The sequence below is a fragment of the Streptomyces albus subsp. albus genome (genome assembly GCF_000725885.1).
In the GTDB taxonomy this organism is placed as follows: domain Bacteria; phylum Actinomycetota; class Actinomycetes; order Streptomycetales; family Streptomycetaceae; genus Streptomyces; species Streptomyces albus.
Map to the genome: position 1 here is coordinate 214399 of NZ_JODR01000002.1, position 25516 is coordinate 239914.

Annotated in this window: 16 protein-coding genes; 9 read left to right on the forward strand and 7 right to left on the reverse strand. The window is 68.9% G+C overall.

Annotated features, from left to right (window positions below):
- Nucleotides 1–21 precede the first annotated feature (21 nt).
- The 4 genes from IO40_RS0102835 to ngcE all read right to left on the reverse strand — a co-directional run bounded on the left by IO40_RS0102835 (nucleotide 22) and on the right by ngcE (nucleotide 5020).
- The gene (locus IO40_RS0102835; RefSeq protein ID WP_016470471.1) at nucleotides 22–1284 is read right to left on the reverse strand and encodes an extracellular solute-binding protein; all 1263 of its coding nucleotides are present in this window, start codon (nucleotides 1282–1284) and stop codon (nucleotides 22–24) included.
- Between the two features lie 229 nt (nucleotides 1285–1513).
- Nucleotides 1514–2485: a carbohydrate ABC transporter permease gene (locus IO40_RS0102840; protein ID WP_016470470.1), complete on the reverse strand. Its 972-nt coding sequence runs from the start codon at nucleotides 2483–2485 to the stop codon at nucleotides 1514–1516.
- Between the two features lie 13 nt (nucleotides 2486–2498).
- Nucleotides 2499–3506 (reverse strand): carbohydrate ABC transporter permease, encoded by a 1008-nt coding sequence (locus tag IO40_RS0102845; protein ID WP_078659685.1) that lies wholly within the window; start codon nucleotides 3504–3506, stop codon nucleotides 2499–2501.
- Nucleotides 3507–3592: 86 nt separating this feature from the next.
- On the reverse strand, nucleotides 3593–5020 hold the full coding sequence (ngcE, locus tag IO40_RS0102850; protein ID WP_016470468.1) for an N-acetylglucosamine/diacetylchitobiose ABC transporter substrate-binding protein: 1428 nt from the start codon (nucleotides 5018–5020) through the stop codon (nucleotides 3593–3595).
- Nucleotides 5021–5384: 364 nt separating this feature from the next.
- On the opposite strand from ngcE, the gene IO40_RS0102855 reads away from it, so the two are divergent.
- From IO40_RS0102855 to IO40_RS0102890, 8 genes are all read left to right on the forward strand, one after another.
- Nucleotides 5385–8840 carry a GH92 family glycosyl hydrolase gene (locus tag IO40_RS0102855; protein WP_031174796.1) on the forward strand — a complete coding sequence of 1152 codons (3456 nt, stop codon included), beginning with the start codon at nucleotides 5385–5387 and terminating at the stop codon, nucleotides 8838–8840.
- Between the two features lie 170 nt (nucleotides 8841–9010).
- Nucleotides 9011–9499: a hypothetical protein gene (locus tag IO40_RS0102860; protein WP_016470466.1), complete on the forward strand. Its 489-nt coding sequence runs from the start codon at nucleotides 9011–9013 to the stop codon at nucleotides 9497–9499.
- Nucleotides 9500–9509: 10 nt separating this feature from the next.
- Complete coding sequence (locus tag IO40_RS0102865; protein WP_031174797.1) at nucleotides 9510–11756, forward strand: DUF6571 family protein; 2247 nt, start codon at nucleotides 9510–9512, stop codon at nucleotides 11754–11756.
- Entirely contained in the window at nucleotides 11692–12315 is a 624-nt protein-coding gene (locus IO40_RS37475) for a hypothetical protein (RefSeq protein ID WP_137016876.1), read from the forward strand. Before IO40_RS0102865 ends, IO40_RS37475 begins: the two co-directional genes overlap by 65 nt.
- A 186-nt stretch (nucleotides 12316–12501) precedes the next feature.
- Entirely contained in the window at nucleotides 12502–14181 is a 1680-nt protein-coding gene (locus tag IO40_RS0102875) for a thiamine pyrophosphate-binding protein (RefSeq protein WP_031025348.1), read from the forward strand.
- Nucleotides 14182–14228: 47 nt separating this feature from the next.
- The gene (frc, locus tag IO40_RS0102880) at nucleotides 14229–15470 is read left to right on the forward strand and encodes a formyl-CoA transferase (RefSeq protein WP_031025349.1); all 1242 of its coding nucleotides are present in this window, start codon (nucleotides 14229–14231) and stop codon (nucleotides 15468–15470) included.
- Entirely contained in the window at nucleotides 15471–17624 is a 2154-nt protein-coding gene (locus tag IO40_RS0102885; RefSeq protein WP_041968415.1) for an acetate--CoA ligase family protein, read from the forward strand.
- Between the two features lie 65 nt (nucleotides 17625–17689).
- Nucleotides 17690–19105: an OFA family MFS transporter gene (locus tag IO40_RS0102890; protein WP_016470460.1), complete on the forward strand. Its 1416-nt coding sequence runs from the start codon at nucleotides 17690–17692 to the stop codon at nucleotides 19103–19105.
- Between the two features lie 163 nt (nucleotides 19106–19268).
- Here IO40_RS0102890 and IO40_RS0102895 read toward each other — a convergent pair whose 3' ends face one another.
- From IO40_RS0102895 to IO40_RS0102905, 3 genes are all read right to left on the reverse strand, one after another.
- Complete coding sequence (locus tag IO40_RS0102895; protein ID WP_031025351.1) at nucleotides 19269–19931, reverse strand: GntR family transcriptional regulator; 663 nt, start codon at nucleotides 19929–19931, stop codon at nucleotides 19269–19271.
- A gap of 154 nt (nucleotides 19932–20085) precedes the next feature.
- Complete coding sequence (gene acnA / locus IO40_RS0102900) at nucleotides 20086–22806, reverse strand: aconitate hydratase AcnA (RefSeq protein ID WP_016470458.1); 2721 nt, start codon at nucleotides 22804–22806, stop codon at nucleotides 20086–20088.
- Nucleotides 22807–23134: 328 nt separating this feature from the next.
- Nucleotides 23135–23614: a hypothetical protein gene (locus IO40_RS0102905; protein WP_031174800.1), complete on the reverse strand. Its 480-nt coding sequence runs from the start codon at nucleotides 23612–23614 to the stop codon at nucleotides 23135–23137.
- 203 nt (nucleotides 23615–23817) lie between these two features.
- On the opposite strand from IO40_RS0102905, the gene IO40_RS0102910 reads away from it, so the two are divergent.
- Nucleotides 23818–25347 carry a helix-turn-helix domain-containing protein gene (locus IO40_RS0102910; RefSeq protein ID WP_016470456.1) on the forward strand — a complete coding sequence of 510 codons (1530 nt, stop codon included), beginning with the start codon at nucleotides 23818–23820 and terminating at the stop codon, nucleotides 25345–25347.
- Nucleotides 25348–25516 lie beyond the last annotated feature (169 nt).

A 25516-nucleotide genomic window follows, 5' to 3' on the forward strand; every position in this document is an offset into this window, starting at 1 on the left:
CGAAGGGACGCGCGGGGCGGCCTACTTGGTGTTCGCCGCCGCTTCCTGCGCCTTCTTCTGCAGGTCCCCGAGAACCTTCTTCGGGTCCTCCTTGGCCGCCTTGCCGCCGGTCTTCTTGATCTCGGCGGAGACGACGTCCCAGGAGGGGTCGCCCAGCGGGTAGAACTTCGCGTTCTCCAGCTCGTCGAAGAAGGGCTGCAGGTCCTTGTGCTTGCCGCTGGACTGCATCGTCTCCAGGGCGTCCTTCGTGACCGGCATGAAGTTGTACATCTCGTCGAACTTCAGCATCTTCTTCGAGTACACGAAGTCGAGGAACTTCTTTATCTGCTTCTGCTTGCCGCCGTCCTTGAAGGCCATCATCCAGTCGGCGACGCCCAGCGTGGACTTCAGCGGGCCGTCCTTGCCGGGGATGGTGGTGACGCCGTAGTCGACCTTGCCTTCCTTCGCCATCTGGATGAGGCTCGGGTGGCCGTTGAGCATGCCGGCCTTGCCCGCGGCGAAGTCCGCGAACGCGGTCTTGCGGTCGGTGGTGGCAGGGTTGCTGTAGGTCAGACCGGGCTTGACCAGGTTGTCCTGGAGCCACTTGAAGGTGTCGACGTTCGCCTTGCTGTCGATGGTGTACTTGCCGCCGCCGTCGGTGTAACCGCCGCCGTTGCCCAGCTGCCACATCATCGACTCGCCCTGCGCCTCCTCGGGGCCCAGGGGGAGCGCGTAGGGGGTGTCGGCGGCCTTCGACTTCTTGATCTTCTCGGCGGCCTCGGCCAGTTCGTCCCAGGTCTTCGGCGGATTCTTGATGCCCGCCTCCTTGAAGACCTTCTTGTTGTAGAAGAGCACGCGGGTCGAGGAGACCCACGGAATGCCGTACTGGGTGCCGTCCACCTCGCCGGCCTTGGCGAACGACGGAATGAGGTTCTCGCGGGTCTTGGGCGAGAGCACCTCGTCGGCCTTGTAGAGCAGATCGTCGGCGACCTTGTCGGCGTAACCGCCGGTCTGGAGCAGGTCCGGCACGTTGCCGGACTGGATCATCGTCTTGACCTGCTTGTCGATGTCGTTCCAGTTGATGACCTGGACCTCGACCTTGATGTCCTTGTTCTGCTTCTCGAAGTCCTTGACGACCGAGTCCCAGTAGATCTTGGACGCGTTGGACTTCTTGTCGCCGTAGTCGGCCGCCACCAGTTTGATGGTGTTCTTGTCTCCGGAGCCACCGCTGTCACCGCCGCAGGCGGTCACGCTCAGTGCCATGGCGAGCACCGCGGCACCGGCCGCCACTGCTCTTTTGTTCATGTTGCTCAACCCTTCGACATCGGTGTCGACTTGCTCGCAGGTGATGCGTCACTCCGGACACGACCGGATCCCCCGGGCAACGGTCGGGCATGGGACACCGGCCGTTCGGCGAGGTGGTCCCCGTGCCGTACGGCGCAGAGACTATCCATCACACTTTCGACCGTGACAGGTCTAGGCCACTTTCGTGGCCAACCTGAAATCACCGCTCGCGCGGGCCGATTGACGAGGGCTATTTCAGGGCGCCGGCGGTGAGCCCCGCCTGCACCTGACGCTGGAAGACGGCGTAGACGACGAGTACCGGCACCATGGCCAGGGTCAGCCCCGCGAACAGCGCGCCCCAGTCGCCCGCGTACCCCTGGGAGACGGTCAGCGCGGCCAGTCCCTGGGGCAGTACGTAGCTGTTCTCGTCCTGGTTGTTGAGCAGCAGCGGCAGCAGGTACTGGTTCCACTGACCCAGGAAGTTGAAGATGCCGATGCTCACCAGGCCCGGCTTGGCCATGGGCAGCATCACCTGGAAGAACGTACGGGTGTGCGAGGCGCCGTCGATCATCGCCGCCTCCTGGACCCCGGTGGGCAGGGTCCGGAAGAACGACGTCAGGAAGAACGTGGTGAACGGCAGCGAGTAGGCGATGTACGCGATGATCAGTCCCGGCCGGGTGTCGAGCAGGGACATGTTGTCCATGATCGTGAAGAGCGGGATCAGCGCCAGGATCACCGGGAACATCATCCCGCCCGCGAACAGCAGGAAGACGAACCGGTTGCCGGGGAAGGTGAAGCGCGCGATCACGTACGCGGCCATCGAGCCCAGCAGCATGGTGCCGGTCAGCGAGCCGGCCAGGATGACGAGGGAGTTGAAGGCGTAGCGGCCGATCTTCGCCTCGGTCCAGGCGCGGACGAAGTTCTCCCAGTGCAGCGAGGTGGGCAGCCCCATCGGATCGCCCAGATAGTCGGCGGTGGGCCGGAACGCGGTCAGCGCCACCCACACCAGTGGCCCCGCCGCCATGACCACCCACAGGATCAGGAAGGCGTGCGAGAAGGCGTTCAGGGCCCCGTTGCCCGAACCCCGGGGCCCTTTCGCGCGCCCGCTCCCCCGCGCTGCCGCGGCCCGGCCGGGCGGCTGGGTCCCGGCCGCCGGGGCCGGGACGGTGGCGGCGGCGCCGTGCTCGCCCGGCGCGTTCGTGCTCATCGGTTCGGCGCTCATCGCTCCCCGCTCCTCAGTATTCGATCCGGTCACGGCGCCCGATCCGCATCACCACGAGCGTGAAGACCATGCTCAGCGCGAGGAGCACCACGCCGATCGCGGTGGCGTAGCCGAACTGGCCCTCGCGGAACCGCTCGTACAGGTACACCGGGGTGACCTTGAGCGCGTGCTTGGGCACCATGATCAGCACGACGGCGAAGGCGTCGAGTGCCTGGATGCCCATGTAGATCCAGCCGGTGCGCACCGTGTCCCAGATCAGCGGCAGGGTGACCCGGAAGAAGGTGGTGGTCCGGCCCGCCCCGTCCAGCAGGGCCGCCTCGTAGATGTCCTTGGGGATGGCGCCCATCGCCGCGGAGAAGAGGACGACGTAGAAGCCGACGAAGCTCCAGGCGATCACCGCCATGGTGGAGAACAGTGCCAGCTTGTAGTCCCCGCCCAGCCAGCGCTGTTCCAGCCCGTCGAGCCCCACGGCACCGAGCGCGCCGTTGAGCAGACCGCTGCGGGAGCTGTAGACCTGCTGCCAGACCACCGCGATCAGCGCGATGGAGAGCACCTGCGGGAAGAAGTAGACCACCTTGTAGAAGGACGAGCCGAAGACCCCGGATATCGCCTCGCCCCTGCGGTGCCGTCCGCCCGCGGTGATCATGTAGGCGAGGAAGATGCCGAGGGCCAGGGTGATCAGCGGCACGACGACGAGCAGCAGGAGGCTGCTGCGCAGCGAATCCCAGAACTTCTCGTCGTTCCACATCTTCACGTAGTTGTCGCCGCCGACGAAATTCGCCGTGGCACCGCCCGCCCAGTCCGTGAAGGAGTAGTAGATCGCCTGGAAGAAGGGCGAGATGACGAACACCGCGTAGAAGACCAGCGGCAGGATCAGGAATCCGACGATGAAGCGGTATTTGTCGAGCGTCCGGTACCTGCGGTCGTAGCGGACGCGCTCCGGGGTGAACCGGGGCGGCAGCAGCACGGCGGCCGTGAAGGCCAGTTTGTCGCCCAGCGGCAGTGACCGCCACGGAACCATTTTCTGTGTCACCGGTCCAGTGACCGGCTCTTTCCGAGTTTTCACGCCGCTTTGATCCTCCCCGGGCATCGCGTCGGCCGGACCGGTCAGGACTTCTTGATCTTGTGGACGTCGGGGTCCTTCACCACGCGGTCGGCGGCCTTCTGCATGGTGTTCATGGCTTCCTTGACCGACGACTCACCGTTCATGAATTTGCCGACGACGGCGTTGAAGTCCTCGTTCCACAAAGCGGTGTACCACTCCTTGAAGAACGCGATGACGATGTTGTCACCGGCCGTCTTGATGGCCTTCTGGGAACTGGCCACCCCCGGCGGCAGGTCGAGGCCGTCGATGGCGCCTTTGACCACGGGCATGGAGGAGACCTCGCGGAAGAAGTTCCGGGCGGCCTTCTTGCTGTACATCATCCGCATCCACTCCAGGCCGCCCTGCCGGTTGGTGGCCTTCTCCGGGATGAGGAACGGTTCGCCGGGCGGGGCGTAGAGCGTGCCGAACGGCATGGCGTCGCCCTTGTCGAGCGACGGGGTGGCGCCGACCGTCATCTCGAAGTTCTTCGGCGTGGTGGGCTTGGCCTCGTTCTCCACCCAGGAGCCGTTCGGGATGAAGACCGCCTTCCCCTTCGTCCAGGCGGTCTGCGACTCGATGTGGGCCTTCTCCCCGTCGAAGCCCTGGAGGACGTACTTCTTGGCGAGCAGCTCCTCGTACGCCTCGAAGACGGCCTTGACCGCGTCGCTCTTCCAGGCGTTCGGCTCCAGGTAGTCCATGGCCTCCAGCTGCTCGCGCCCGCCGGCCTGGCCGAACATGGCGTACATGCTGAAGAACATGTAGCGCGGGTGGCCGGCCGGGTAGGTCCAGCCGTGCACACCCTTCTTCTTGGCCTTCTTGCAGACCGCCAGCATCTCGTCCCAGGTCCTGGGATACTCGACCTCCAGCGTGTCGCGGAGCATGGTGGCCGAGTACCAGATGCCGTAGACGGTCTGGGCCACGTTGAGCTGGTGGACGGCCTTGGTGCCGAACTGCCCCATCTCGACGACGCCGGGCACGAGGGTGTCGCGGACCTTGACGTCGGGGTCGTCCCAGCTCGGCGCGTCCAGCAGTTCCGTCACATCGGCGGCCTGTTTGTTCCGGATGATCTGCGAGATGTTCATGTTGTCCGCGCCGGAGTTGTTGATCACGTCCGGCGGGTCGCCCTTCACCAGCCGCGGCTGCGTCTGGGTGGCGATCTTCTCGGTCTTCTTCTGGTCGACCTTGGCCTTCGGGTACTTCTTCTCGTACATGTCGCTGACATAGCGCGCGTACTTGTCGTCGTAGCCGCCGTTGAAGACATAGACCTGGAGACCGGCGTCCTTCTTGACGGACAGCGGATTGTCGGCCGATTTCTCACCCTTCTCGGCCTTGTCCCCCTCGCCGCCACCGGTGGCGCAGGAGGTGAGCGAGCCGATGGCGGGGACTGCGAGAAGACCGGCCGCGGTGGCCCGTTTCACCACGTCCCGACGGTTGACACTGTTGGTTCCCATGCTCAAGTCCTCGCCTTCTCCAGGACTCAGGCGGTGTACCGGTCACCTGTCGACTCGCCACCGGCGAAGGGCCCGACACCGCAGGTCGGTTGCAGCTGGGGTGGTGCGGATTGTGCGATGGTGCGCCAGTGGAACGGCTCCCGCGCGCGGGTACCGCTCAAGGTGGGACAGGTATAGTCCACTCTTCGCCATCCGGGCAAGATCGAGAACAACGCGGTCCGCCATCTTTCCCGAGTTGAGACCTGGCCCGGAATTCCGCTTCCCCGAGGTCTCCCCGGGACCCTTGACACCAGTGGAATCGCGTACATTACTGGTCGCTGAAAATTACAACAGACAACGTTGTCGGTCCTGTTGAGAGGTCCGTGTGCGCCGCAGCCCGCTGCCCCCATTCCGTCCCCCGTCCGGAACCAGATCCGCCGGCGCACGGCCCCGCCCGGCGCTCGTCCGGCGGCCCGCCCTCGCCCTCGTCCTCGCCCTGGTCACCGGCCTGACCCTGCAGAGCACCACCGCACAGGCCCAGCCCGACCCCGGCGCCGGCCCGCACTCCACCCGCTTCGCCTCCTCCTTCGAACCCGGCCAGAGCGCACCCGACTGGGAGTCCGCCCCCGAGACCGCCCCGGACGGCGCACCCCGCACCCACGGCGTCACCCACGACGGCGCACCCGGCCTCGCCACCCGCACCGGGGACGGGCCTAAGGAGTCCCCCACCGCCAAGACCCGCGTGGGCTTCACCGGCACCCACGCCCTGCGCTTCGCCGGCGACCACAGCGGCACCGGCCGGGGCTACTCCTGGAACAAGGTCTTCGACACCGACATCACCGTCACCCGCGACACGGTGCTCTCCTACCGGCTTTTCCCGGAGATGACCGGTGACGACCGTTCGTACGCCGCCACCAACGTCGCCGTCGACCTCGCCTTCACCGACGGCACCTATCTGAGCGGGCTGCGCGCCACCGACCAGCACGGCAACCGGCTCTCCCCCGCCGCGCAGGGCGCCGCCAAGACGCTGTACGTCAACCAGTGGAACAACGTCACGGCCCGCATCGGCGCCGTCGCCGAGGGCCGGACCGTCGACCGCGTCCTGCTCGCCTACGACAACCCGGAGGGTCCGCGCACCGGCTCCCGGGCGTTCGGCGGCTGGCTGGACGACGTACGGATCGCACCCCGCAAACCGGCGGCCACCAAGGCGCATCCGTCCGACCACGTGCTGACCACCCGCGGCACCAACGCCAGCGGCTCCTTCTCGCGCGGCAACAACATCCCCGCGACCGCCGTCCCGCACGGCTTCAACTTCTGGACCCCGGTGACCGACGCGGGCGCCAAGGACTGGCTGTACGAGTACGCGCGCAAGAACAACGCCGCGAACCTGCCCGAACTCCAGGCTTTCAGCGCCAGTCACGAACCCAGCCCGTGGATGGGCGACCGGCAGACGTTCCAGGTGATGCCCACCACCGCCGACGGCACCCCGGACGCGTCCCGCGGCGCCCGCGCCCTGCCCTTCCGGCACAGCAACGAGCGCGCCCGCCCGTACCACTACTCCGTCACCTTCGAGAACGGGCTGCGCGGCGAGATAGCCCCCGCCGACCACGCCGCGATGATGCGCTTCACCTTCCCCGGACAGCACGCCGGGCTGATCTTCGACAACGTGGACGACCACGCCGGCCTCACCCTCGACCCCCGCGAGGGCGTCGTCAGCGGCTGGTCCGACGTACGCAGCGGACTGTCCACCGGCGCCACCCGGATGTTCGTGTACGCCGAGTTCGACGCACCCGCCACCGGGGGCGGCAAACTCTCCGGCGGCGGGGCCAAGGACGCCGCCGGCTATCTGCGCTTCGACGCCGGCGCCGACCGATCCGTCACCATGCGGATAGCGACCTCGCTGATCAGCGTCGACCAGGCGAAGGCCAACCTGCGCGCCGAGGTGCCGCGCTCCCGCTCCTTCGACCAGGTCAAGAAGCAGGCCCGGGAGGCCTGGGACAAACTGCTGGGCGTCATCGAGGTCGAGGGCGCCACCCCTGACCAGCTCACCACCCTCTACTCCAACCTCTACCGCCTCTACCTCTACCCCAACGCCGGACACGAGCGGGTCGGCGGCCGGACCCGCTACGCCAGCCCCTTCTCCCCCGCCCAGAAACCGGACACCCCCACCGAGACCGGCTCGAAGATCGTCGACGGCGAGATGTACGTCAACAACGGTTTCTGGGACACCTACCGCACCACCTGGCCCGCCTACGCCCTGCTGACACCCCGGCAGGCGGGACGGATGATCGACGGCTTCGTCCAGCAGTACAAGGACGGCGGCTGGATCTCCCGCTGGTCCTCCCCCGGCTACGCCGACCTGATGACCGGCACCTCCTCCGACGTCGCCTTCGCCGACGCCTACCTCAAGGGCGCCCGCTTCGACGTGGCAGCCGCCTACGAAGCCGCCCTCAAGAACGCCACCGTGGCACCGCCCCACCCGGGCGTCGGCCGCAAGGGCATGGAGACCTCCCCCTTCCTCGGCTACACCAGCACCGACACCAAGGAGGGCCTCTCCTGGGCCCTGGAGGGCTATCTCAACGACTACGGCATCTCCCAGCTGGGCAAGGCGCTGTACGCCAAGACCGGCAAGAAGCGGTACAAGGAGGAGTCCGCCTACTTCCGCAAGCGCGCCCTGGGCTACGTCCACCTCTTCGACAAGCGCATCGGCTTCTTCCAGGGCCGCGACGCCGACGGAAAGTGGCGGCTGTCCCCGGACGCCTACGACCCGCGCGTCTGGGGCCACGACTACACCGAGACCAACGGCTGGAACTTCGCCTTCACCGCACCCCAGGACACCCGCGGCCTGGCCAACCTCTACGGCGGCCGTAAGAACCTCGCCGGGAAACTCGACACCTACTTCGCCACCCCCGAGACCGGCGAGGCCAAGTACGCCGGCAGCTACGGCGGCATCATCCACGAGATGACCGAGGCCCGCGACGTACGCATGGGCATGTACGGGCACAGCAACCAGCCCGCCCACCACATCGCCTACCTCTACGACGCGGCCGGACAGCCCTGGAAGACCCAGCAGAAGGTGCGCGAGGTCCTCTCCCGGCTCTACACCGGAAGCGAGATCGGGCAGGGCTACCCGGGCGACGAGGACAACGGCGAGATGTCCGCCTGGTACGTCTTCAGCGCCCTGGGCTTCTACCCCCTCGTGATGGGCTCCCCCGAGTACGCCGTCGGCTCCCCGCTGTTCACCAAGGCGACGGTCCACCTGGAGAACGGCCGGGACCTGGTCGTCAAGGCCCCCCGCAACAGCGCGAAGAACATCTACGTTCAAGGGCTCAAGGTCAACAGCAAGACATGGCACTCCACCGCCCTGCCGCACAAGCTCCTCGCCAAGGGCGGCACCCTGGAATTCGCCATGGGTCCCCAGCCCTCCAGCTGGGGCTCCGCACCCGCCGACGCCCCCACCTCGCTCACCAAGGGCTCACGGACCCCGGCCCCCGACACCGACCTGACCGAGCCCGACGGCTCCCCGCTCACGGACGACACCTCCAAGACCGCCGCCGAACTCACCGACGACGCGATACGGGTGAGCAAGGGCGCCCGCGTCACCTCCTACACCCTCACCAGCGACAAGGCGGCCACCGCGCCGGCCGGCTGGCGCCTGGAGGGCTCCCGCGACGGCAAGCACTGGCACACCCTGGACCGCCGCAAGGACGAGACCTTCCGCTGGGACAAGCAGACCCGCGTCTTCTCCCTCCCCCACCACGCCGACGACCAGCACTACCGGCTGGTGCCGGACCGTGCCGGAACCCGGCTCGCGGAGGTGGAACTGCTGGGCCGACGCTGAACACCACCGCCTGACCGCACACCACCGCGGGGTGCCCGGGAACGTTCCGGGCACCCCGCGGCCGTGCCACGGCGGTTGCGGCACAACACTAGAATCACCGTGGTTTTCTCGACACGCTGAGTGACCACCGGTTGCCGGGACCCACGCACCCGGATCGACAGGGGGGGACTATGACCTTCGACGAGGAATGGGCGCGGCTCAAGAGCGACGCACAGCACAACGCACCACCCGGCATGCAACTCGCCGGATACAACACGGAGAACCGCCAGTCACCCGACGGCGCCTACGCGCCCGATCTCACCGTCCACCAGGACGACCTCGGCGCCGTCGGCCACGACGCCTTCGTCCTGCACCGCAAACTCCAAAAGAGCGCCGACATCGACGGCGCCGGACTCGACGGCTCGGGCCGCAGCACCACCGACCGGGCAGCCCGCGAACTGGACGAACACAACTTCGCCACCGGCAAGGCGCTGTCCACGGCACTCAAGACGTGGGACAGCCAGCGGAAAACGCTGCAACAGGGCTGCGCCCGCATCTCCAACCACCTGGACTACACGAAGACGACGCACACCAAGGAGGACGAGGACATCGCCGCCACCCTCAAGGGCCGCGACGGCAAACCGGTCTCCACCTCCGCCATCCACAAGTGGATCAAGTGAGGGGGCGGGAATGGCACGACTGACCTGGCGCAACGTCTACCAGGTGGACCTCGGACCGCTGAAATCAGCCGTCGCCCAGTGGGACACCATGGCCGGCGAACTCAAGGACGTGGCAGCCGAAGCCCGCCGCGGCATGCTCAAGAAATCCGAGAAGGCCCGCTGGGCCGGCGTCAACGCCGACGTCACGAAGCCGTTCATCGCCTCGGTCGCGGCGGAGATCGAGGACGCCCACACCGAGGCGAAAGACCTCCATGCCGAACTGAGCGCCGCCTACTCGTCCTTCAAAGCGGTACAGGACGAACTCCAGGCCAAGGTCGATGGCGCACGCCGCAAAGGCATCGAGATCTCTGACGGCAAAGGCGCGCAGATCCTCTGCAAGTACCCGCCCCAGCCCGGGCACCAGAACGAGAGCCTGCCCAAGGACAAGCTCAAAGAGCTCAAGGCCCTGGCGGAAGACCTCCAGGACCTCGTCGCCCGCGCGAATGAACGTGACGCCTACACCGCCGGCATCCTCGCCCGCATCCACGGCGGCGACCCGCACAACTTCGCCAAGAACGGGCCGATCGACAAGTACAAGGCGAAGATGGCCCTGCACATCGCACGCAAGGGCACCGGGGCGAGCAACAAGGAGATCCGCGAACTCGCCGAACTCCTCAAGTACAACAAGGACAACCCCACCTTCAGCCACGCCTTCTTCAAAGGACTCGGCGGGCCCAAGGAAACCCTGGCCTACTACGCCAAAATGGCCATCGACGGCACGAAGGGCTCCAGCGAGACCCGCCTCGACGCCATCCAGGACCTCCAGCGCTACATGGGCCCCACCCTCGCCACCGCGACGGACCCCGACCACAAGGGCCACCTCGACTGGGGCGCCGAGTTCCGCCGCCTCGGCACGAAAGAGATCGGGGTGGACGAACTCGGCTTCAAACCCAAGGGCTACCAAGTCCTCGGCAACATCCTGCGCTACGGCGACTACGACAAGAGGTTCCTCACCCCCATCGCCGAACACATCGTGCAGCTCCAGCACGACCACCCCAAGGGCCTCTGGACCCGCCCCACCGGCCCCGACACCCAGTTCGGCCTCGACCCCAACGGAAAGGGCAACGTCGGCTACGACCCGGTGACCAGCGTCCTGGAAGCACTCGGACACAGCCCGGAGGCGGCGGAGGAGTTCTTCTCGAAGGACCCCAAGGACGGCAGTGTCGTCGGCTACGACGAGAACGGGAAAGCCGACCCGGGCAAGAGCGTCGATTACCGCTACCTCGAAGAGCTGATGCGCAAGGACTACCCCTGGAACAACGACGGCTCCTCACCTGTGGCAGGCGAAGAAGTACACCGGGGCAAGAACGCCTTGGGACACGCCTTGGAGGCCGCCACGCTCGGCAGACCGTACGACCAGCCTCCCGAGGGAGGGAGGCACCCGGAGCACACAGCGGAACGGGCGCAGATCGTCCGCAGGATCACCGAGATTGTCAACGGCAATCGGAAGTTCGTCACAGAGGACGTCAGCGACAGTTTCGGGAAGATCGCCGGGGAGTACATGCCGGAGATCAACAGAGCACTGGCGGCTGGTGATACCCGGGGAAGTCAGCAGATCTTCGATTTGGGGCACTCGATCAAATTCGACCCCGAGTCCACTACACGCTTCCTAGACGCCATCGGACGACACCCGGAAGGGCACGCCGAGGCCACTTTCGGAGCGCAGCGTTACCAGGCAGAGCTGATGCGGGATGCAGTGCGGAATCCGGATAGCTTTCCCGGCGCCACTGCCGAAACCATGCGGAGCATCGCACGGAACGGCGGGGTTCTCGAGGGCATCCTGGGGGCCGCGCGACACGACGCCATCATGGTCGCTGGCCAGGAGGCCGAAACGAAGTTCAACGAGGCCGTCGAAGAACGCGGCGAGATGGCCAAACAGGTCGTGGGCCTGCCATTGGGGGCTGCGGCGGAGCGCATTCCCGTGGCGGGGGACCTCGCTACAGGGACCGTGGAAAGCATCATCGACCTCGTGGTCGAGAGCCACAAGCAGAACACTCTGGATCAGGACGCCGCCGACGGTGCAGCCATATCTTTCAACACCCGGAAAGCTGCGGTGGTGTGGGCGCAGCATGCGGCGCACAGCGCGGGATATCCCCCCGGAGTGAATCATGATGACTTCATCCAGGACATCGCGGAGGATGTGGTGGGGGGTTATGACCATGGTGAGCATCTCAAGGAAAACGCCTACGACAACAAAATGCGGCGGTCCGAAGAATGACCGGGGGCTCCGCTTCGGCGTTCCAGCAGCCGTCGCGCTGGCGCTCACGGTGACGGCCGGGTGCGGCGGAGCAGAGCGGGAATATCAGGTTCCGGGCGACCTATGCGGCATACCCATCGCCGCCAACAAGGTGCAGCCGTTCCTGCCTGGAGGAAAGAATCTGTTTCAGCGGGACTGGACGCAGAACGCATCTTCGAGCGGCATCTCCTGCACCCTGGGGGTGGACGACGAGGACCAGCTCAGGTTCATCGGTTCCTGGGCCGACCGTATCGCCGTGGACAGCCGAGTCGCCATCGACCAGGGCACCCCGCTGCTGGGCGGCGAGTACTACACCATTCCGAAGAACGCCACCGCGTACTTCCCCTGCAGCAACCCGAAGGTACGCCTCGGCGCGCCCAGGTCGAAGGACGGGAAACCGCATACCGTGACGGCCACCTTCTACATCGTCGAAGTGGAATCCCTCCACCACCCCAAGGACGAGGCCGAAAGCGAGAAAGCCATGAAGCGCTTCATCGTGCCGTTCGCCAAGGCGGTGAAGAAGAAGTTGCCGTGCCGGTGAGGGGCTGAGCCGGACACAGAGGTGCGGCGGGGCCGGGGCGGGCGTGGCTCGTTCCGGCCCTGTCGTGTGCCGGGGCCTGAACGCCCCCTGGACAGGCGGGCGCGACTGCGGGATAACAGCTCCATACTGTATGCGTCGACTGTATGCAATCTGGGATTGCCGGTCGCCACGGGAGGGAGCACCCGTATGCCCGAGGACAACTCCGCACTCGTCTCCGGTGGCCATCTGGTGGCCAAGGCGCTCAAGGCCGAGGGCGTGGAGGTGGTCTACACCCTGTGCGGGGGCCACATCATCGACATCTACGACGGTTGCGCCGACGAGGGGATCCAGCTCGTCGACGTACGGCACGAGCAGGTCGCGGCGCACGCGGCGGACGCGTACGCGCGGCTGACGGGGCGTCCCGGCTGCGCGGTGGTCACCGCGGGGCCGGGCACGACCGACGCGGTCACCGGTGTCGCCAACGCCTTCCGCGCGGAGTCACCGATGCTGCTGATCGGCGGCCAGGGCGCCCATACGCAGCACAAGATGGGCTCGCTCCAGGATCTGCCGCACGTGGACATGATGTCGCCGATCACCAAGTTCGCGGCGACGGTGCCGGACACGGCCCGCGTGGCGGACATGGTCTCGATGGCGTTCCGCGAATGCTGGCACGGTGCGCCGGGTCCTTCGTTCCTGGAGATCCCGCGGGATGTGCTGGACGCCAAGGTGCCGGCCGAGCAGGCCAGGGTGCCGCAGGCGGGGCGCTACCGGGCCTCCACCCGGCAGGCCGGCGATCCGGACGCGGTGCAGCGGCTGGCCGATCTGCTGGTGGCGGCGGAACGCCCGGCTGTGCTGCTGGGCGGTCAGGTGTGGACGACCCGTGCCACCGGGCCCGCCCGGGACCTGGTGCGGGCGCTGGATGTGCCCGCGTACATGAACGGTGCCGGCCGGGGCACGCTGCCGCCGGGCGATCCGCACCATTTCCAGCTCTCGCGCAGGCACGCGTTCCGGCGTGCCGACCTCATCGTCGTGGTGGGGACGCCCTTCGATTTCCGGATGGGTTACGGCAAGCGGCTCTCCCCCGAGGCCACGGTGGTGCAGATCGACCTGGACTACCGCACTGTCGGCAAGAACCGGGACGTGGATCTGGGGATCGTGGGCTCGGCGGATCTGGTGCTGGCCGCGGTGGTGCAGGCCGCGGGCCGGCGGCCGGCCGAGCCGGCGGCGCGCAAGGCGTGGCTGGAGGAGCTGCGCCAGGTCGAGGAGGAGGCGCTGGCCAAGCGGGCGCCGCTGCTGCGCTCGGACGCGGTGCCGATCCATCCGTACCGTCTGGTCCACGAGATCAACGAGTTCCTGACGGACGATTCGCTGTTCATCGGGGACGGCGGGGACATCGTCACCTTCTCCGGGCAGGTGGTGCAGCCGCGCAGGCCGGGGCACTGGATGGACCCGGGTCCGCTGGGGACGCTGGGGGTGGGGGTGCCGTTCGTGCTGGCGGCCAAGCAGGCGCGGCCGGAGAGTGAGGTGGTGGCGCTGTTCGGGGACGGCGCCTTCTCGCTGACGGGCTGGGACTTCGAGACGCTCGTCCGCTACGACCTGCCGTTCGTGGGGATCGTCGGCAACAACTCGTCGATGAACCAGATCCGTTACGGGCAGCGCGCCAAGTACGGGCCGGAGCGGGAGAGGCTGGGCAACACGCTGGGCGATGTGCCCTATGACGCCTTCGCGCGGATGCTGGGCGGTCACGGCGAGGAGGTGCGGGATCCGGCCGAGCTGCGTCCGGCGCTGGAGCGGGCCCGGGCGTCGGGCAAGCCGTCCCTGATCAATGTGTGGATCGATCCGGACGCCTACGCCCCCGGAACGATGAACCAGACGATGTACAAGTGACCGGATCGAAGCGGCCGTCGGCCGACCGGCGGTCGCATGTCTGCGAGGTGACCCGCGTGAGCGGCAAGGCACTGGACGGTGTACGCGTCCTGGACATGACCCATGTGCAGTCGGGTCCTTCGGCGACCCAGTTGCTGGCCTGGCTGGGTGCCGACGTGGTCAAGCTGGAGGCGCCGGGCGGCGACATCACCCGCCGCCAGTTGCGCGACCTGCCGGATGTCGACTCCCTCTACTTCACGATGCTCAACTGCAACAAGCGCAGCATCACTCTCAACACGAAGACCGAGCGCGGCAAGGAGCTGCTGGCCGAGCTCATCCGGCGCAGCGATGTGCTGGTGGAGAACTTCGGGCCCGGCGCGATCGACCGGATGGGTTTCACCTGGGAGCGCATCCAGGAGCTCAATCCGCGTCTGGTGTACGCGTCGATCAAGGGGTTCGGTGACGGCCCGTACACGACGTACAAGGCGTACGAGGTCATCGCGCAGGCCATGGGCGGTTCCATGGCGACCACGGGGGAGGCGGACGGCCCGCCCATGGCGACGGGTGCGCAGATCGGTGATTCGGGCTCGGGAGTGCATACAGTCGCCGGCATACTGGCGGCGTTGTACCAGCGGGAGCGCACCGGGCGCGGCCAGCGGGTACGGGTGGCCATGCAGCACGCGGTCCTCAATCTGTGCCGCGTCAAACTCCGCGACCACCAGCGGCTTTCGCACGGACCGCTGTCGGAGTACCCGGACGCGCCCCGCGGCGACGAGGTGCCCCGCTCGGGCAACGCGTCGGGCGGCGGGCAGCCGGGCTGGGCCGTCCGGTGCGCGCCCGGCGGCCCCAACGACTACGTCTACGTCATCGTCCAGCCCGCCTCCTGGGTGCCGCTGTGCTCGCTGATGGGCCGGCCGGAGCTGGCCGAGGCGCCCGAATGGGCCACGCCGGAGGCGCGGCTGCCGAAGCTGGACAAGATGTTCCGGATGATCGAGGAGTGGTCCTCCCGGCTGCCCAAGTGGGAGGTGCTGGCGGCGCTCAACGCCCACAACATCCCGTGCGGCCCGATCCTGTCCACCAAGGAGCTGATCGAGGACGCGTCGCTGGCCGACGACGGCATGATCGTCGAGGTGGAGCATCCGACGCGGGGCCGTTTCACCACCGTGGGGTCCCCGTTGAAGCTGTCGGACTCCCCCGTCGAGATCACCTCCTCCCCGCTGCTGGGCGAACACAACGAAGAGGTCTTCACCGGCGAACTCGGCCTGCCCGAGGGCGAGCTGGCGGCGCTGCGCACGGAAGGGGTGATCTGAGTGGACGAGACGACAGCGGACCGTCCGGCGGCCCGGGAGAGAGTACGGAAGGTGCTGGCGGCGGCACGGGCGGCCGGGCGGACGGCGCTGGACGCCGTCGAAGCGGCCGAGGTCGCCGCCGCGTACGGCATCCCCGTCCCGCCGCAGGCGCTCGCCCACGACGTGGACGAGGCGATCCGGCAGGCGGAGGCGATCGGCTGGCCGGTGGCGCTCAAGGTGGTCTCCCCCGACGTCCTGCACAAGACCGATGCCGGGGGCGTGGTCACCGGCGTGCGGGGACCGGAGGAGCTGCGCGCCGCGCACGCCCGGCTGCTGACCGCCGTACGCGCCCACACGCCCGGCGCCCGTATCGACGGAGTGCTGGTGCAGCGCATGGTTTCCGGCGGGCAGGAGGTCCTGGTGGGCGCGGCCACCGACCCGACCTTCGGCAAGGTCGTCGCCTTCGGGCTGGGCGGTGTGCTCGTCGAGGCGCTGGGTGACCTCACCTTCCGGCTGGCACCGGCCACCCGCGAGGAGGCCGCCGGCATGCTGGACTCCGTACGGGCCGCGCAGGTGCTGCGCGGCGTGCGGGGCGCGCCGCCCGTCGACCGGGACGCGCTGACGGAACTGCTGGTGAACGTCTCGCACCTGGCGGCGGACTTCCCCGAGCTGCTGGAGATCGACCTCAATCCGGTCTTCGCCGGGCCGCAGGGGGCGGTGGCCGCCGATGTGCGGCTGCTGCTGGGCGAGCCCGTCGCGGCGGACCGGCCCCGGTACCGCACCGAGGAGATCCTCGCCTCGATGCGCCGGCTGATGGAGCCGCGGTCCGTCGCGGTGATCGGCGCGTCCAACGAGCCGGGGAAGATCGGCAACTCGGTGATGCGGAATCTGGTCGACGGCGGTTTCACCGGCGGGATACACCCCGTGAACCCGAAGGCCGGCACCGTGCTGGACCGCAGGGCGTACGCCTCGGTGGGCGAGGTGCCCGGTGACATCGATGTCGCCGTCTTCGCGATCCCCGCGCCGCTGGTGCCGGACGCGCTGGCCGAGGCGGGCCGCAAGGGCGTGCCGAACGCGGTGCTCATCCCCTCCGGTTTCGCCGAGACCGGCGAGCAGGCGCTCCAGGACCGGGTGGTGTCCGTCGCGCGGGAGTACGGCATCCGGCTGCTGGGCCCCAACATCTACGGCTACTACGCGCCCTGGCAGAACCTGTGCGCCACCTTCTGCACGCCCTACGACGTGCGCGGCGGGGTGGCGCTGACCTCGCAGTCGGGCGGGATCGGCATGGCGGTGCTCGGCTTCGCGCGGGCCACCGGGACGGGTGTGTCGGCGATCGTGGGGCTGGGCAACAAGTCCGACCTGGACGAGGACGATCTGCTCACCTGGTTCGCGCAGGACCCGCGGACCGAGTGCGTGGCCATGCACCTGGAGGACCTCAAGGACGGCCGGGCCTTCGTCCGAGCGGCCCGCGAGACCGTACGGTCAAAGCCCGTCGTCGTCCTCAAGGCCGGGCGAACGGCGGCCGGTTCACGCGCCGCCGGCTCGCACACCGGGGCGCTGGCCGGCGACGACGCCGTGTACGACGACATCCTGCGCCAGGCGGGCGTGATCCGCGCCCCCGGGCTCAACGAGATGCTGGAGTACGCACGCGCCCTTCCCGTCCTGCCCACCCCGCGGGGCGAGAACGTGGTGGTGATCACCGGGGCGGGCGGCTCCGGCGTGCTGCTGTCGGACGCGCTGGTGGACAACGGCCTGTCGCTGATGGAGATCCCCGACGACCTGGACACGGCGTTCCGCTCGCTCATCCCGCCGTTCGGCTCGGCCGGCAACCCCGTGGACATCACCGGGGGTGAGCCGCCCGCCACCTACGAGGCCGCCATCCGGCTGGGACTGAACGACCCGCGGGTGCACGCCCTGGTGCTGGGCTACTGGCACACCATCGTCACCCCGCCCATGGTGTTCGCCGAACTGACCGCGCGCGTGGTGGCCGAGGCCCGCGAGCAGGGCATCGACAAACCGGTCGTCGCCTCGCTGGCGGGCGACACGGAGGTCGAGGACGCCTGCTCCCACCTGTTCGCGCACGGGGTGGTGGCCTACCCGTACACCACCGAGAAGCCGGTCGCGGTGCTCGGCGCCAAGTACCAGTGGGCGCGAGCAGCCGGACTGCTGCCCTGACCTGCCGCCCGCCGTCCCCGCCCACCGGCGCCCCGGGCGGCGGGCTCCCCACGGAGGAGAAACGGATGGCTCGACCCGACGCCCCTGGCACACCGTTAGCCGGCACGGCAGCGCACGCCGTGGGGTACCGAGAAGTGACCGACCACAACGGGCGCGTCTACCGCGTGGGCGAGACGGACCGGGAGATCCTCGGCCATTCGCGCAAGATCATGGTCTATCTGCCCTGGCTGGCGATGATGGCGATCAGCGTGTCCGAGTACGCCTTCGGCTCCGCCGAGGACACGCTCTCCCACGCACACCACTGGAGCCGCAGCGACACCTTCTGGATCCTCAGCGTCTGGGTGTTCTTCCAGGCCGGGGTGGCCTTCCCGGCCGGCTGGCTGCGCGAGCGCGGCCTGCTGACGGCACGCAACGCGATGTACATCGGCGCCGGACTGGTGCTGCTGGGCTTCCTGGCCCTCTCCCACGCGACGGATGTCCTGTGGGCCGTCGCCGGGTTCGGCGTACTCGGCGGAGTGGGCTCCGGACTCGTATACGCCACCTGCATCAACAGCGTCGGCAAATGGTTCCCCGAGCGGCGCGGCGGCAAGACCGGCTTCGTCAACGGCGGTTTCGCCTACGGCGCCGTGCCCTTCATCTTCCTGTTCAACTACTCGTTCGACACCGGCAACTACCGCCAGGTGCTGGACGCGATCGGGGTGTACGTCCTCGTCCTGGTCGCCGTGTGCGCCTGGTTCTTCCGCGACCCGCCGAAGAACTGGTGGCCGGCCGACCACGACCCGCTGCGCCGCACCGGCCCCGCCAAGACGGTGACGGCCCTCGACAAGAACCCGCCCGCCACCAAGCAGTACACGCCCATGGAGGCGATGCGCACCGGGATGCTGCCGCTGATGTGGGTACTGGTCGTGATGACCGCCGGCGTCTCCATCTTCGGCATCTCCTTCCAGGTGCCGTTCGCCAAGGAGGTCGGCTTCGGCCCCCTGGTGGCCGCCTCCTCGATGGGCATCATGTCGGTGATCAACGGAGTGGGCCGCGGCTGCATCGGCTGGCTGTCCGACCGCTGGGGACGCAAGCCCACCCTGATCTTCGTCATCGTGGTGCTGGGCCTGGCGCAGTTCGGTGTGCTGTGGGCCGGGACGATCCACAACCAGGCGCTCTTCCTGGTCTTCGCCTTCGTCTCCGGTTTCGGCAGCGGCGCCTTCTACCCGATGTTCGCGGCGCTCACCCCCGACTACTTCGGGGAGAACCACAACGCCACCAACTACGGCATCGCCTACAGCGGGAAGCTGGTGAGCGGACTGTTCGGCGGCGGGCTGGGAGCGACGGCGGTCGACGCGTGGGGGTACGACGGGGCGTATCTGCTGGCCGGAGGCATCTCCCTGCTGGCCGCGCTGATGGCCCTCGCCCTGCACCGGCCCGGCGCCCCCCGCCGCCGGAAGATCGTCCCCAACCCCCACCCCATCAGCCGCGAGGCCACCTGATCCGGAACCTCCCCGGCCCGGCGCCGGGGAGGCCCGGGCCTCCTTCTCGGGACGAGCCCGGGGGCCCGGGCTCGTCCCCGCGCGGGGCGGGGTCCCGTCCGGCGCCGGGCCGCGCCAAGGTGGGCCGCAAGACCGCCGCGGGTCCCACACCGCGGGCGGTGGCTCAGCCCTCCCGGCGTTCGTGGTACGAGCGCCGGGTGTGCTCCGTGTGCTCGCGCATCACCCGCATCGCCGCGTCCTCGTCCCCCGCGGCGACCGCCGCGATCAACTGCCGGTGCTCCTCCCAGGAGCGGGCCCCGCGCTGCCGTGCCACCGGCCGGTAGTACCAGCGCACGCGGCGGTCCACCTGCCGCGACAGTTCGGCCAGGACCGTGTTGCCGGCCAGTTCCATCACATGGGCGTGGAAGGCCGCGTTGGCGTCGACGACCGCGTCCACGTCGTCGTCCAGCAGTGCGGCCTCGCCGCGGGCGCACAGCTCCTCCAGTTCGGCGACGCCCTCGGGGCCGGCGTGTGCCGCGGCAAGCCGGGCGGCCTCGGCCTCCAGCAGGGTGCGCACCGACAGCAGTTGGTCGGCCTCCTCCTCGGACGGCTCGTGGACGAAGGCGCCCTGTGCGGGCCGCAGATCGACCCAGCCGTCGGTGGCGAGCCGCTGCAACGCTTCCCGTACGGGCTGGCGGGAGACGCCGAGCCGGTCGGCGATTTCGCTCTCGACCAGGTGCTGTCCCGGTCGCAGCTGCCGTGTGGTGATCAGGCTCAGCAGCGCCTCGTACACCTGCTCGCGCAGCGGCCCCGGCCGCCGCAGCTTCGGTACCCCCGACAGCGTCATCGCCACCCCGTTCCCCTCGTCCCCTGGCCGGCCCGGCCCGATTGTCTACAGTCTACGGATGCCCGCCTGCGGCGGGAGCGACAACGGCCGACGGGCCGCACCCCGCGAAGGGTGCGGCCCGTCGGCCGTTGTGGTGCGGCTCGGCCGCCAGGCGTCAGTCGCGGATCAGGGACCGGAGGACGTACTGGAGGATGCCGCCGTTGCGGTAGTAGTCCGCCTCGCCGGGGGTGTCGATGCGGACGGTCGCGTCGAACTCGACACCGGTGTCGGTGGTGACCTTGACCGTGGCCGGGATCTCACCGTCGTTGAGGGCGGTGATGCCGGTGATGGTGAAGGTCTCCTCGCCGGTCAGGCCGAGGTCGAGCGCGGAGCCGCCCTCCGGGAACTGGAGGGGCAGCACGCCCATGCCGATGAGGTTGGAGCGGTGGATGCGCTCGTAGGACTCGGCGATGACGGCGCGGACGCCCAGCAGCGCGGTGCCCTTGGCCGCCCAGTCGCGGGACGAGCCGGAGCCGTACTCCTTGCCCGCGAGGATGACCAGCGGGGTGCCCTGCGCCTGGTAGTTCTGCGCGGCGTCGTAGATGTAGCTGACCGGGCCGCCCTCCTGGGTGAAGTCCCGGGTGAAGCCGCCCTCCGTACCCGGCGCGATCTGGTTGCGCAGGCGGATGTTGGCGAAGGTGCCGCGGATCATGACCTCGTGGTTGCCGCGGCGGGAGCCGTAGCTGTTGAAGTCACGGCGGGCGACACCGTGCTCGGTCAGGTACTTGCCGGCCGGGGTGTCGGCCTTGATGGCACCGGCCGGGGAGATGTGGTCGGTGGTGACCGAGTCGCCCAGCTTGGCCAGGACGCGGGCGCCGGAGATGTCCTCGACCGGGGCCGGCTCCATGCCCATGCCCTCGAAGTACGGGGGCTTGCGCACGTAGGTGGACTCGGCGTCCCACTCGAAGGTGTTGCCGGTGGGCACCGGGAGGGCCTGCCACTGGGCGTCGCCGGCGAAGACGTCGGCGTAGTCCTTGGTGAACATCTCCTGGCCGATGCAGGAGGCGACGACCTCCTCGATCTCCTGCTCGCTCGGCCACAGGTCCTTGAGGTGGACCGGGTTGCCGTCCTGGTCGGTGCCCAGGGCGTCGCGGGTGATGTCCACCTTCATGGAGCCGGCGATGGCGTAGGCGACGACCAGCGGCGGCGACGCCAGGTAGTTCATCTTGACGTCGGGGTTGATCCGGCCCTCGAAGTTGCGGTTGCCGGAGAGCACCGAGACGACGGCGAGGTCGTTGTCGTTGACGGCCTTGGAGACCTCCTCCGGCAGCGGGCCGGAGTTGCCGATGCAGGTGGTGCAGCCGTAGCCGACGAGGTTGAAGCCGAGCTTGTCCAGATAGGGGGTCAGGCCCGCGCGGTCGTAGTAGTCCATGACGACCTGGGAGCCGGGGGCCAGGGTGGTCTTGACCCAGGGCTTGCGGGTGAGGCCCTTCTCCACCGCCTTCTTGGCCAGCAGCGCGGCGCCGACCATGACGTACGGGTTGGAGGTGTTGGTGCAGGAGGTGATGGCGGCGACGGCGACGGCGCCGTGGTCCAGCTCGTAGGTCACCCCGTCGGGGCCGGTGACCTGGACGGGCTTGCTGGGTACGCCGTTGGAGACGGCCGGGGCGTCGGAGGCCGGGAAGGACTCCTTGCCCGCCTCGTCGGTGTCGGTCTCGGAGACGTAGTTGACGACGTCGAGGCCGAACTGGTGGGCCGCGTCCGACAGCGCGATGCGGTCCTGCGGGCGCTTGGGGCCGGCGATGGAGGGGACGACCGTGGACAGGTCGAGCTCCAGGTACTCGCTGAACTCCGGCTCACGGGACGGGTCGTGCCACAGGCCCTGCTCCTTGGCGTACGCCTCGACCAGGGCGAGCTGCTCGGCGCTGCGGCCGGTCAGCTTGAGGTAGCTGATGGTCTCCTGGTCGATCGGGAAGATCGCCGCGGTGGAGCCGAACTCCGGCGACATGTTGCCGATCGTGGCGCGGTTGGCGAGCGGCACGGAGGCGACGCCCTCGCCGTAGAACTCCACGAACTTGCCGACGACGCCGTGCTTGCGCAGCATCTCGGTGATGGTCAGCACCAGGTCGGTGGCGGTGGTGCCGGTGGGCAGCTCGCCGGTGAGCTTGAAGCCGACGACGCGCGGGATGAGCATCGAGACGGGCTGGCCCAGCATCGCGGCCTCCGCCTCGATGCCGCCGACGCCCCAGCCCAGGACACCGAGGCCGTTGACCATGGTGGTGTGCGAGTCGGTGCCGACCAGGGTGTCGGGGTAGGCCTTGCCGTCGCGGACCATCACCACGCGGGCCAGGTGCTCGATGTTGACCTGGTGGACGATGCCGGTGCCGGGCGGGACGACCTTGAACTCGTCGAAGGCGCCCTGGCCCCAGCGCAGGAACTGGTAGCGCTCGCGGTTGCGGCCGTACTCCAGCTCGACGTTCTTCTTGAAGGCGTCGGAGGTGCCGAAGGTGTCGGCGATGACGGAGTGGTCGATGACCAGCTCGGCCGGGGCGAGCGGGTTGATCCGGTCGGGGTCGCCGCCCAGTTCCTTGACGGCCTCGCGCATGGTGGCCAGGTCCACGACGCAGGGCACGCCGGTGAAGTCCTGCATGATGACGCGGGCCGGGGTGAACTGGATCTCCCGGCTCGGCTGGGCCTTCGGGTCCCAGTTGCCGAGCGCGCGGATGTGGTCGGCGGTGATGTTGGCGCCGTCTTCGGTGCGGAGCAGGTTCTCCAGCAGGACCTTGAGGCTGTACGGCAGCCGCGCGGAGCCCTCTACTTTGTCCAGCTTGAAGATTTCGTACGACTCGTCGCCCACCTGCAGCGTGCTGCGGGCGTCGAAGCTGTTCGCCGACACGACAGTCTCCTTCAGTGCCTTGTGTGCATCGGCCGCCGGTGCGCTATGGTGAGCGAGCCACGAAGTTAGGTAAGCCTTACCTGCCTACCGCCCGTCGTCGCCCCGCGACAGCGACCGCGACGTATGCCGTCGCCAGTTATCTCGATGTCGAGATAACTCTAGTACACGACCGCGCCACGGTCATGCCTGCCCCCGGGTGCCCCCGGCCGGACCCGCCGACACACCGCGGGCCCGACCACTCGCCGCCGACCGCTCCGCACCCACCCCTTGGCACCGAGCGCCCCCCACCGGGGCCGACCGGCAAGGGGGCCGGCCAGCAGGGACGGCATCACTCCCCGTCCGCACCCCCGTCCGCGTCGGCGGCGGCGCGCGTGCGCTCGACCAGCCGCTCGTGACGCTGCCGGGCCGCCTGCGGGGTCCCCAGCCCCAGCCCGAAGGCGATCTGCGGCCAGGTCATCCCCCGCCCGCGCGCCATCCGCACCAGCCCCTCCTCCAGCTCGTCCAACTCGCCGCGCACCCGCGGCACGAGGGAGAGGGCGGCGGTGATGTCCGCCTCGTCCACCTCCGGTTCGCCCTCCTGGAGCCGCGCGGCACCGCTGAGCAGAAACGCGACGAGCCGCACCGCCTCGTGCGGCCCCGGCATCGAGGGGTGCGCCTGCCGGCCCCGCTGCGCCTCGTCGGCCGCGTGCCGCTCGGCGATCCGGAAGAGCGCGGCGTGGGCCCGCTGCTCCCTCGCCTGTTCGGGATGCGGGGGCGTGAAGGGGTCGTCGGAGTTCTGCCCGGTCGCGGTAGCGCGTGTGGTGGCCATACGAGCAGCATGCGCGACTCGCCATGCCATTGTCAACGTCCCGTTGTGAACGATCCGTTTGCCCGCACAGCCGCAGGGCACTCTCCACCGACCGCACCCGCCCCCGCAATCCGGGCGTGGCATTCGGGCGGTTGTACGAGGCTGCACGCGCCGCGGGGACCCCCGAATGCGTGGCTATCTCACATCTGAGATAGCCTCCTGGTATGACCGACGATTACCTCGGCCGCATCGGCCAGTTGATCCGCGATGCCCGACAGCACCGTGGCATGACACAGTCACAACTCGCGGAAGCGCTCGGCACCAGCCAGAGCGCGGTCAACCGTATCGAGCGCGGGAACCAGAACATCAGCCTTGAGATGATCGCCCGCATCTCCGAGGCACTGGACAGCGAGATCGTCTCGCTCGGGTACTCCGGTCCGATGCATCTGCGCGTCGTGGGCGGGCGCCGGCTGTCCGGCAGCATCGACGTCAAGACGAGCAAGAACGCGTGCGTGGCCCTGCTGTGCGCCTCGCTGCTCAACTCCGGCCGCACGGTGCTGCGTCGGGTCGCCCGCATCGAGGAGGTCTACCGCATCCTGGAGGTGCTCTCCTCCATCGGTGTGCGCTGCCGGTGGATCAACGGCGGTGCCGACCTGGAGATCGTGCCCCCGGCCGAACTGGACCTCGACTCCATCGACCAGGAAGCGGCGCGGCGCACCCGGAGCATCATCATGTTCCTCGGCCCGCTGCTGCACCGTATGGACCGCTTCCGCATCCCGTACGCCGGCGGCTGCGACCTGGGCACGCGGACGGTCGAGCCGCACATGAGCGCGCTGCGCCACTTCGGGCTCGCCGTCACCGCGACCGAAGGCGTCTACCACGCGGAGGTGGAGGCCGGGGTCGCGCCCAAGCGGCCCATCGTGCTGACCGAACGCGGCGACACCGTCACCGAGAACGCGCTGCTGGCGGCGGCCCGCCACGACGGCGTCACCGTCATCCGCAACGCCTCGTCCAACTACATGGTCCAGGACCTGTGCTTCTTCCTGGAGCAGCTCGGCGTACAGGTCGACGGCATCGGCTCCACGACGCTGACCGTGCACGGCGTGCCCGTCATCGACACGGACGTGGACTACTCGCCCTCCGAGGACCCGGTCGAGGCGATGAGCCTGGTGGCCGCCGCCGTCGTGACCGAGTCGGAGCTGACGGTCCGCCGGGTGCCGGCCGAGTTCATGGAGATCGAACTGGCCGTCCTGGAGGAGATGGGGCTCGACTTCGACCGCAGCGCCGAGTACGCGGCCGACAACGGGCGCACCCGGCTGACGGACCTGACGGTGCGGCCCTCCAAACTGGAGGCGCCCATCGACAAGATCCACCCGATGCCCTTCCCGGGCCTCAACATCGACAACGTCCCCTTCTTCGCGGCCATCGCCGCCTCCGCCCAGGGCAAGACCCTCATCCACGACTGGGTCTACGACAACCGGGCCATCTATCTGACGGACCTCAACCGCCTCGGCGGCAGGCTCCAGCTGCTCGACCCGCACCGCGTCCTGGTCGAGGGCCCGACCCGCTGGCGCGCGGCCGAAATGATGTGCCCGCCCGCCCTCCGTCCCGCCGTCGTCGTCCTGCTGGCCATGCTGGCGGCCGAGGGCACCTCGGTGCTGCGCAACGTGTACGTCATCAACCGCGGCTACGAGGACCTGGCGGAGCGCCTCAACGAGGTCGGCGCGCAGATCGAGACGTTCCGGGACATCTGATACGCGGACCCCGCCGCGCCCTGTTCCGGCCTGCTGCTCAGTGGGCCGGGGACAGGGCGCGGCGACGTCTTCGGGACCTTTCCGGGAGTCCGGGCCGGCGACGGGCGGGCTTCGCGTGCTTGCCCGGAGCCGCCGTCGGGCTTCCGGGCCCGGACTGCCCGGCACGGCC

Bases quoted from the DNA above. Each gene is read 5' to 3' on its own strand.
- IO40_RS0102835 (WP_016470471.1), bottom strand. From the start codon at position 1,284: ATGAACAAAAGAGCAGTGGCGGCCGGTGCCGCGGTGCTCGCCATGGCA.
- IO40_RS0102840 (WP_016470470.1), bottom strand. From the start codon at position 2,485: ATGAGCGCCGAACCGATGAGCACGAACGCGCCGGGCGAGCACGGCGCC.
- IO40_RS0102845 (WP_078659685.1), bottom strand. From the start codon at position 3,506: ATGGTTCCGTGGCGGTCACTGCCGCTGGGCGACAAACTGGCCTTCACG.
- ngcE (WP_016470468.1), bottom strand. From the start codon at position 5,020: ATGGGAACCAACAGTGTCAACCGTCGGGACGTGGTGAAACGGGCCACC.
- IO40_RS0102860 (WP_016470466.1), top strand. From the start codon at position 9,011: ATGACCTTCGACGAGGAATGGGCGCGGCTCAAGAGCGACGCACAGCAC.
- IO40_RS0102865 (WP_031174797.1), top strand. From the start codon at position 9,510: ATGGCACGACTGACCTGGCGCAACGTCTACCAGGTGGACCTCGGACCG.
- IO40_RS37475 (WP_137016876.1), top strand. From the start codon at position 11,692: ATGACCATGGTGAGCATCTCAAGGAAAACGCCTACGACAACAAAATGC.
- IO40_RS0102875 (WP_031025348.1), top strand. From the start codon at position 12,502: ATGCCCGAGGACAACTCCGCACTCGTCTCCGGTGGCCATCTGGTGGCC.
- IO40_RS0102890 (WP_016470460.1), top strand. From the start codon at position 17,690: ATGGCTCGACCCGACGCCCCTGGCACACCGTTAGCCGGCACGGCAGCG.
- IO40_RS0102895 (WP_031025351.1), bottom strand. From the start codon at position 19,931: ATGACGCTGTCGGGGGTACCGAAGCTGCGGCGGCCGGGGCCGCTGCGC.
- IO40_RS0102905 (WP_031174800.1), bottom strand. From the start codon at position 23,614: ATGGCCACCACACGCGCTACCGCGACCGGGCAGAACTCCGACGACCCC.
- IO40_RS0102910 (WP_016470456.1), top strand. From the start codon at position 23,818: ATGACCGACGATTACCTCGGCCGCATCGGCCAGTTGATCCGCGATGCC.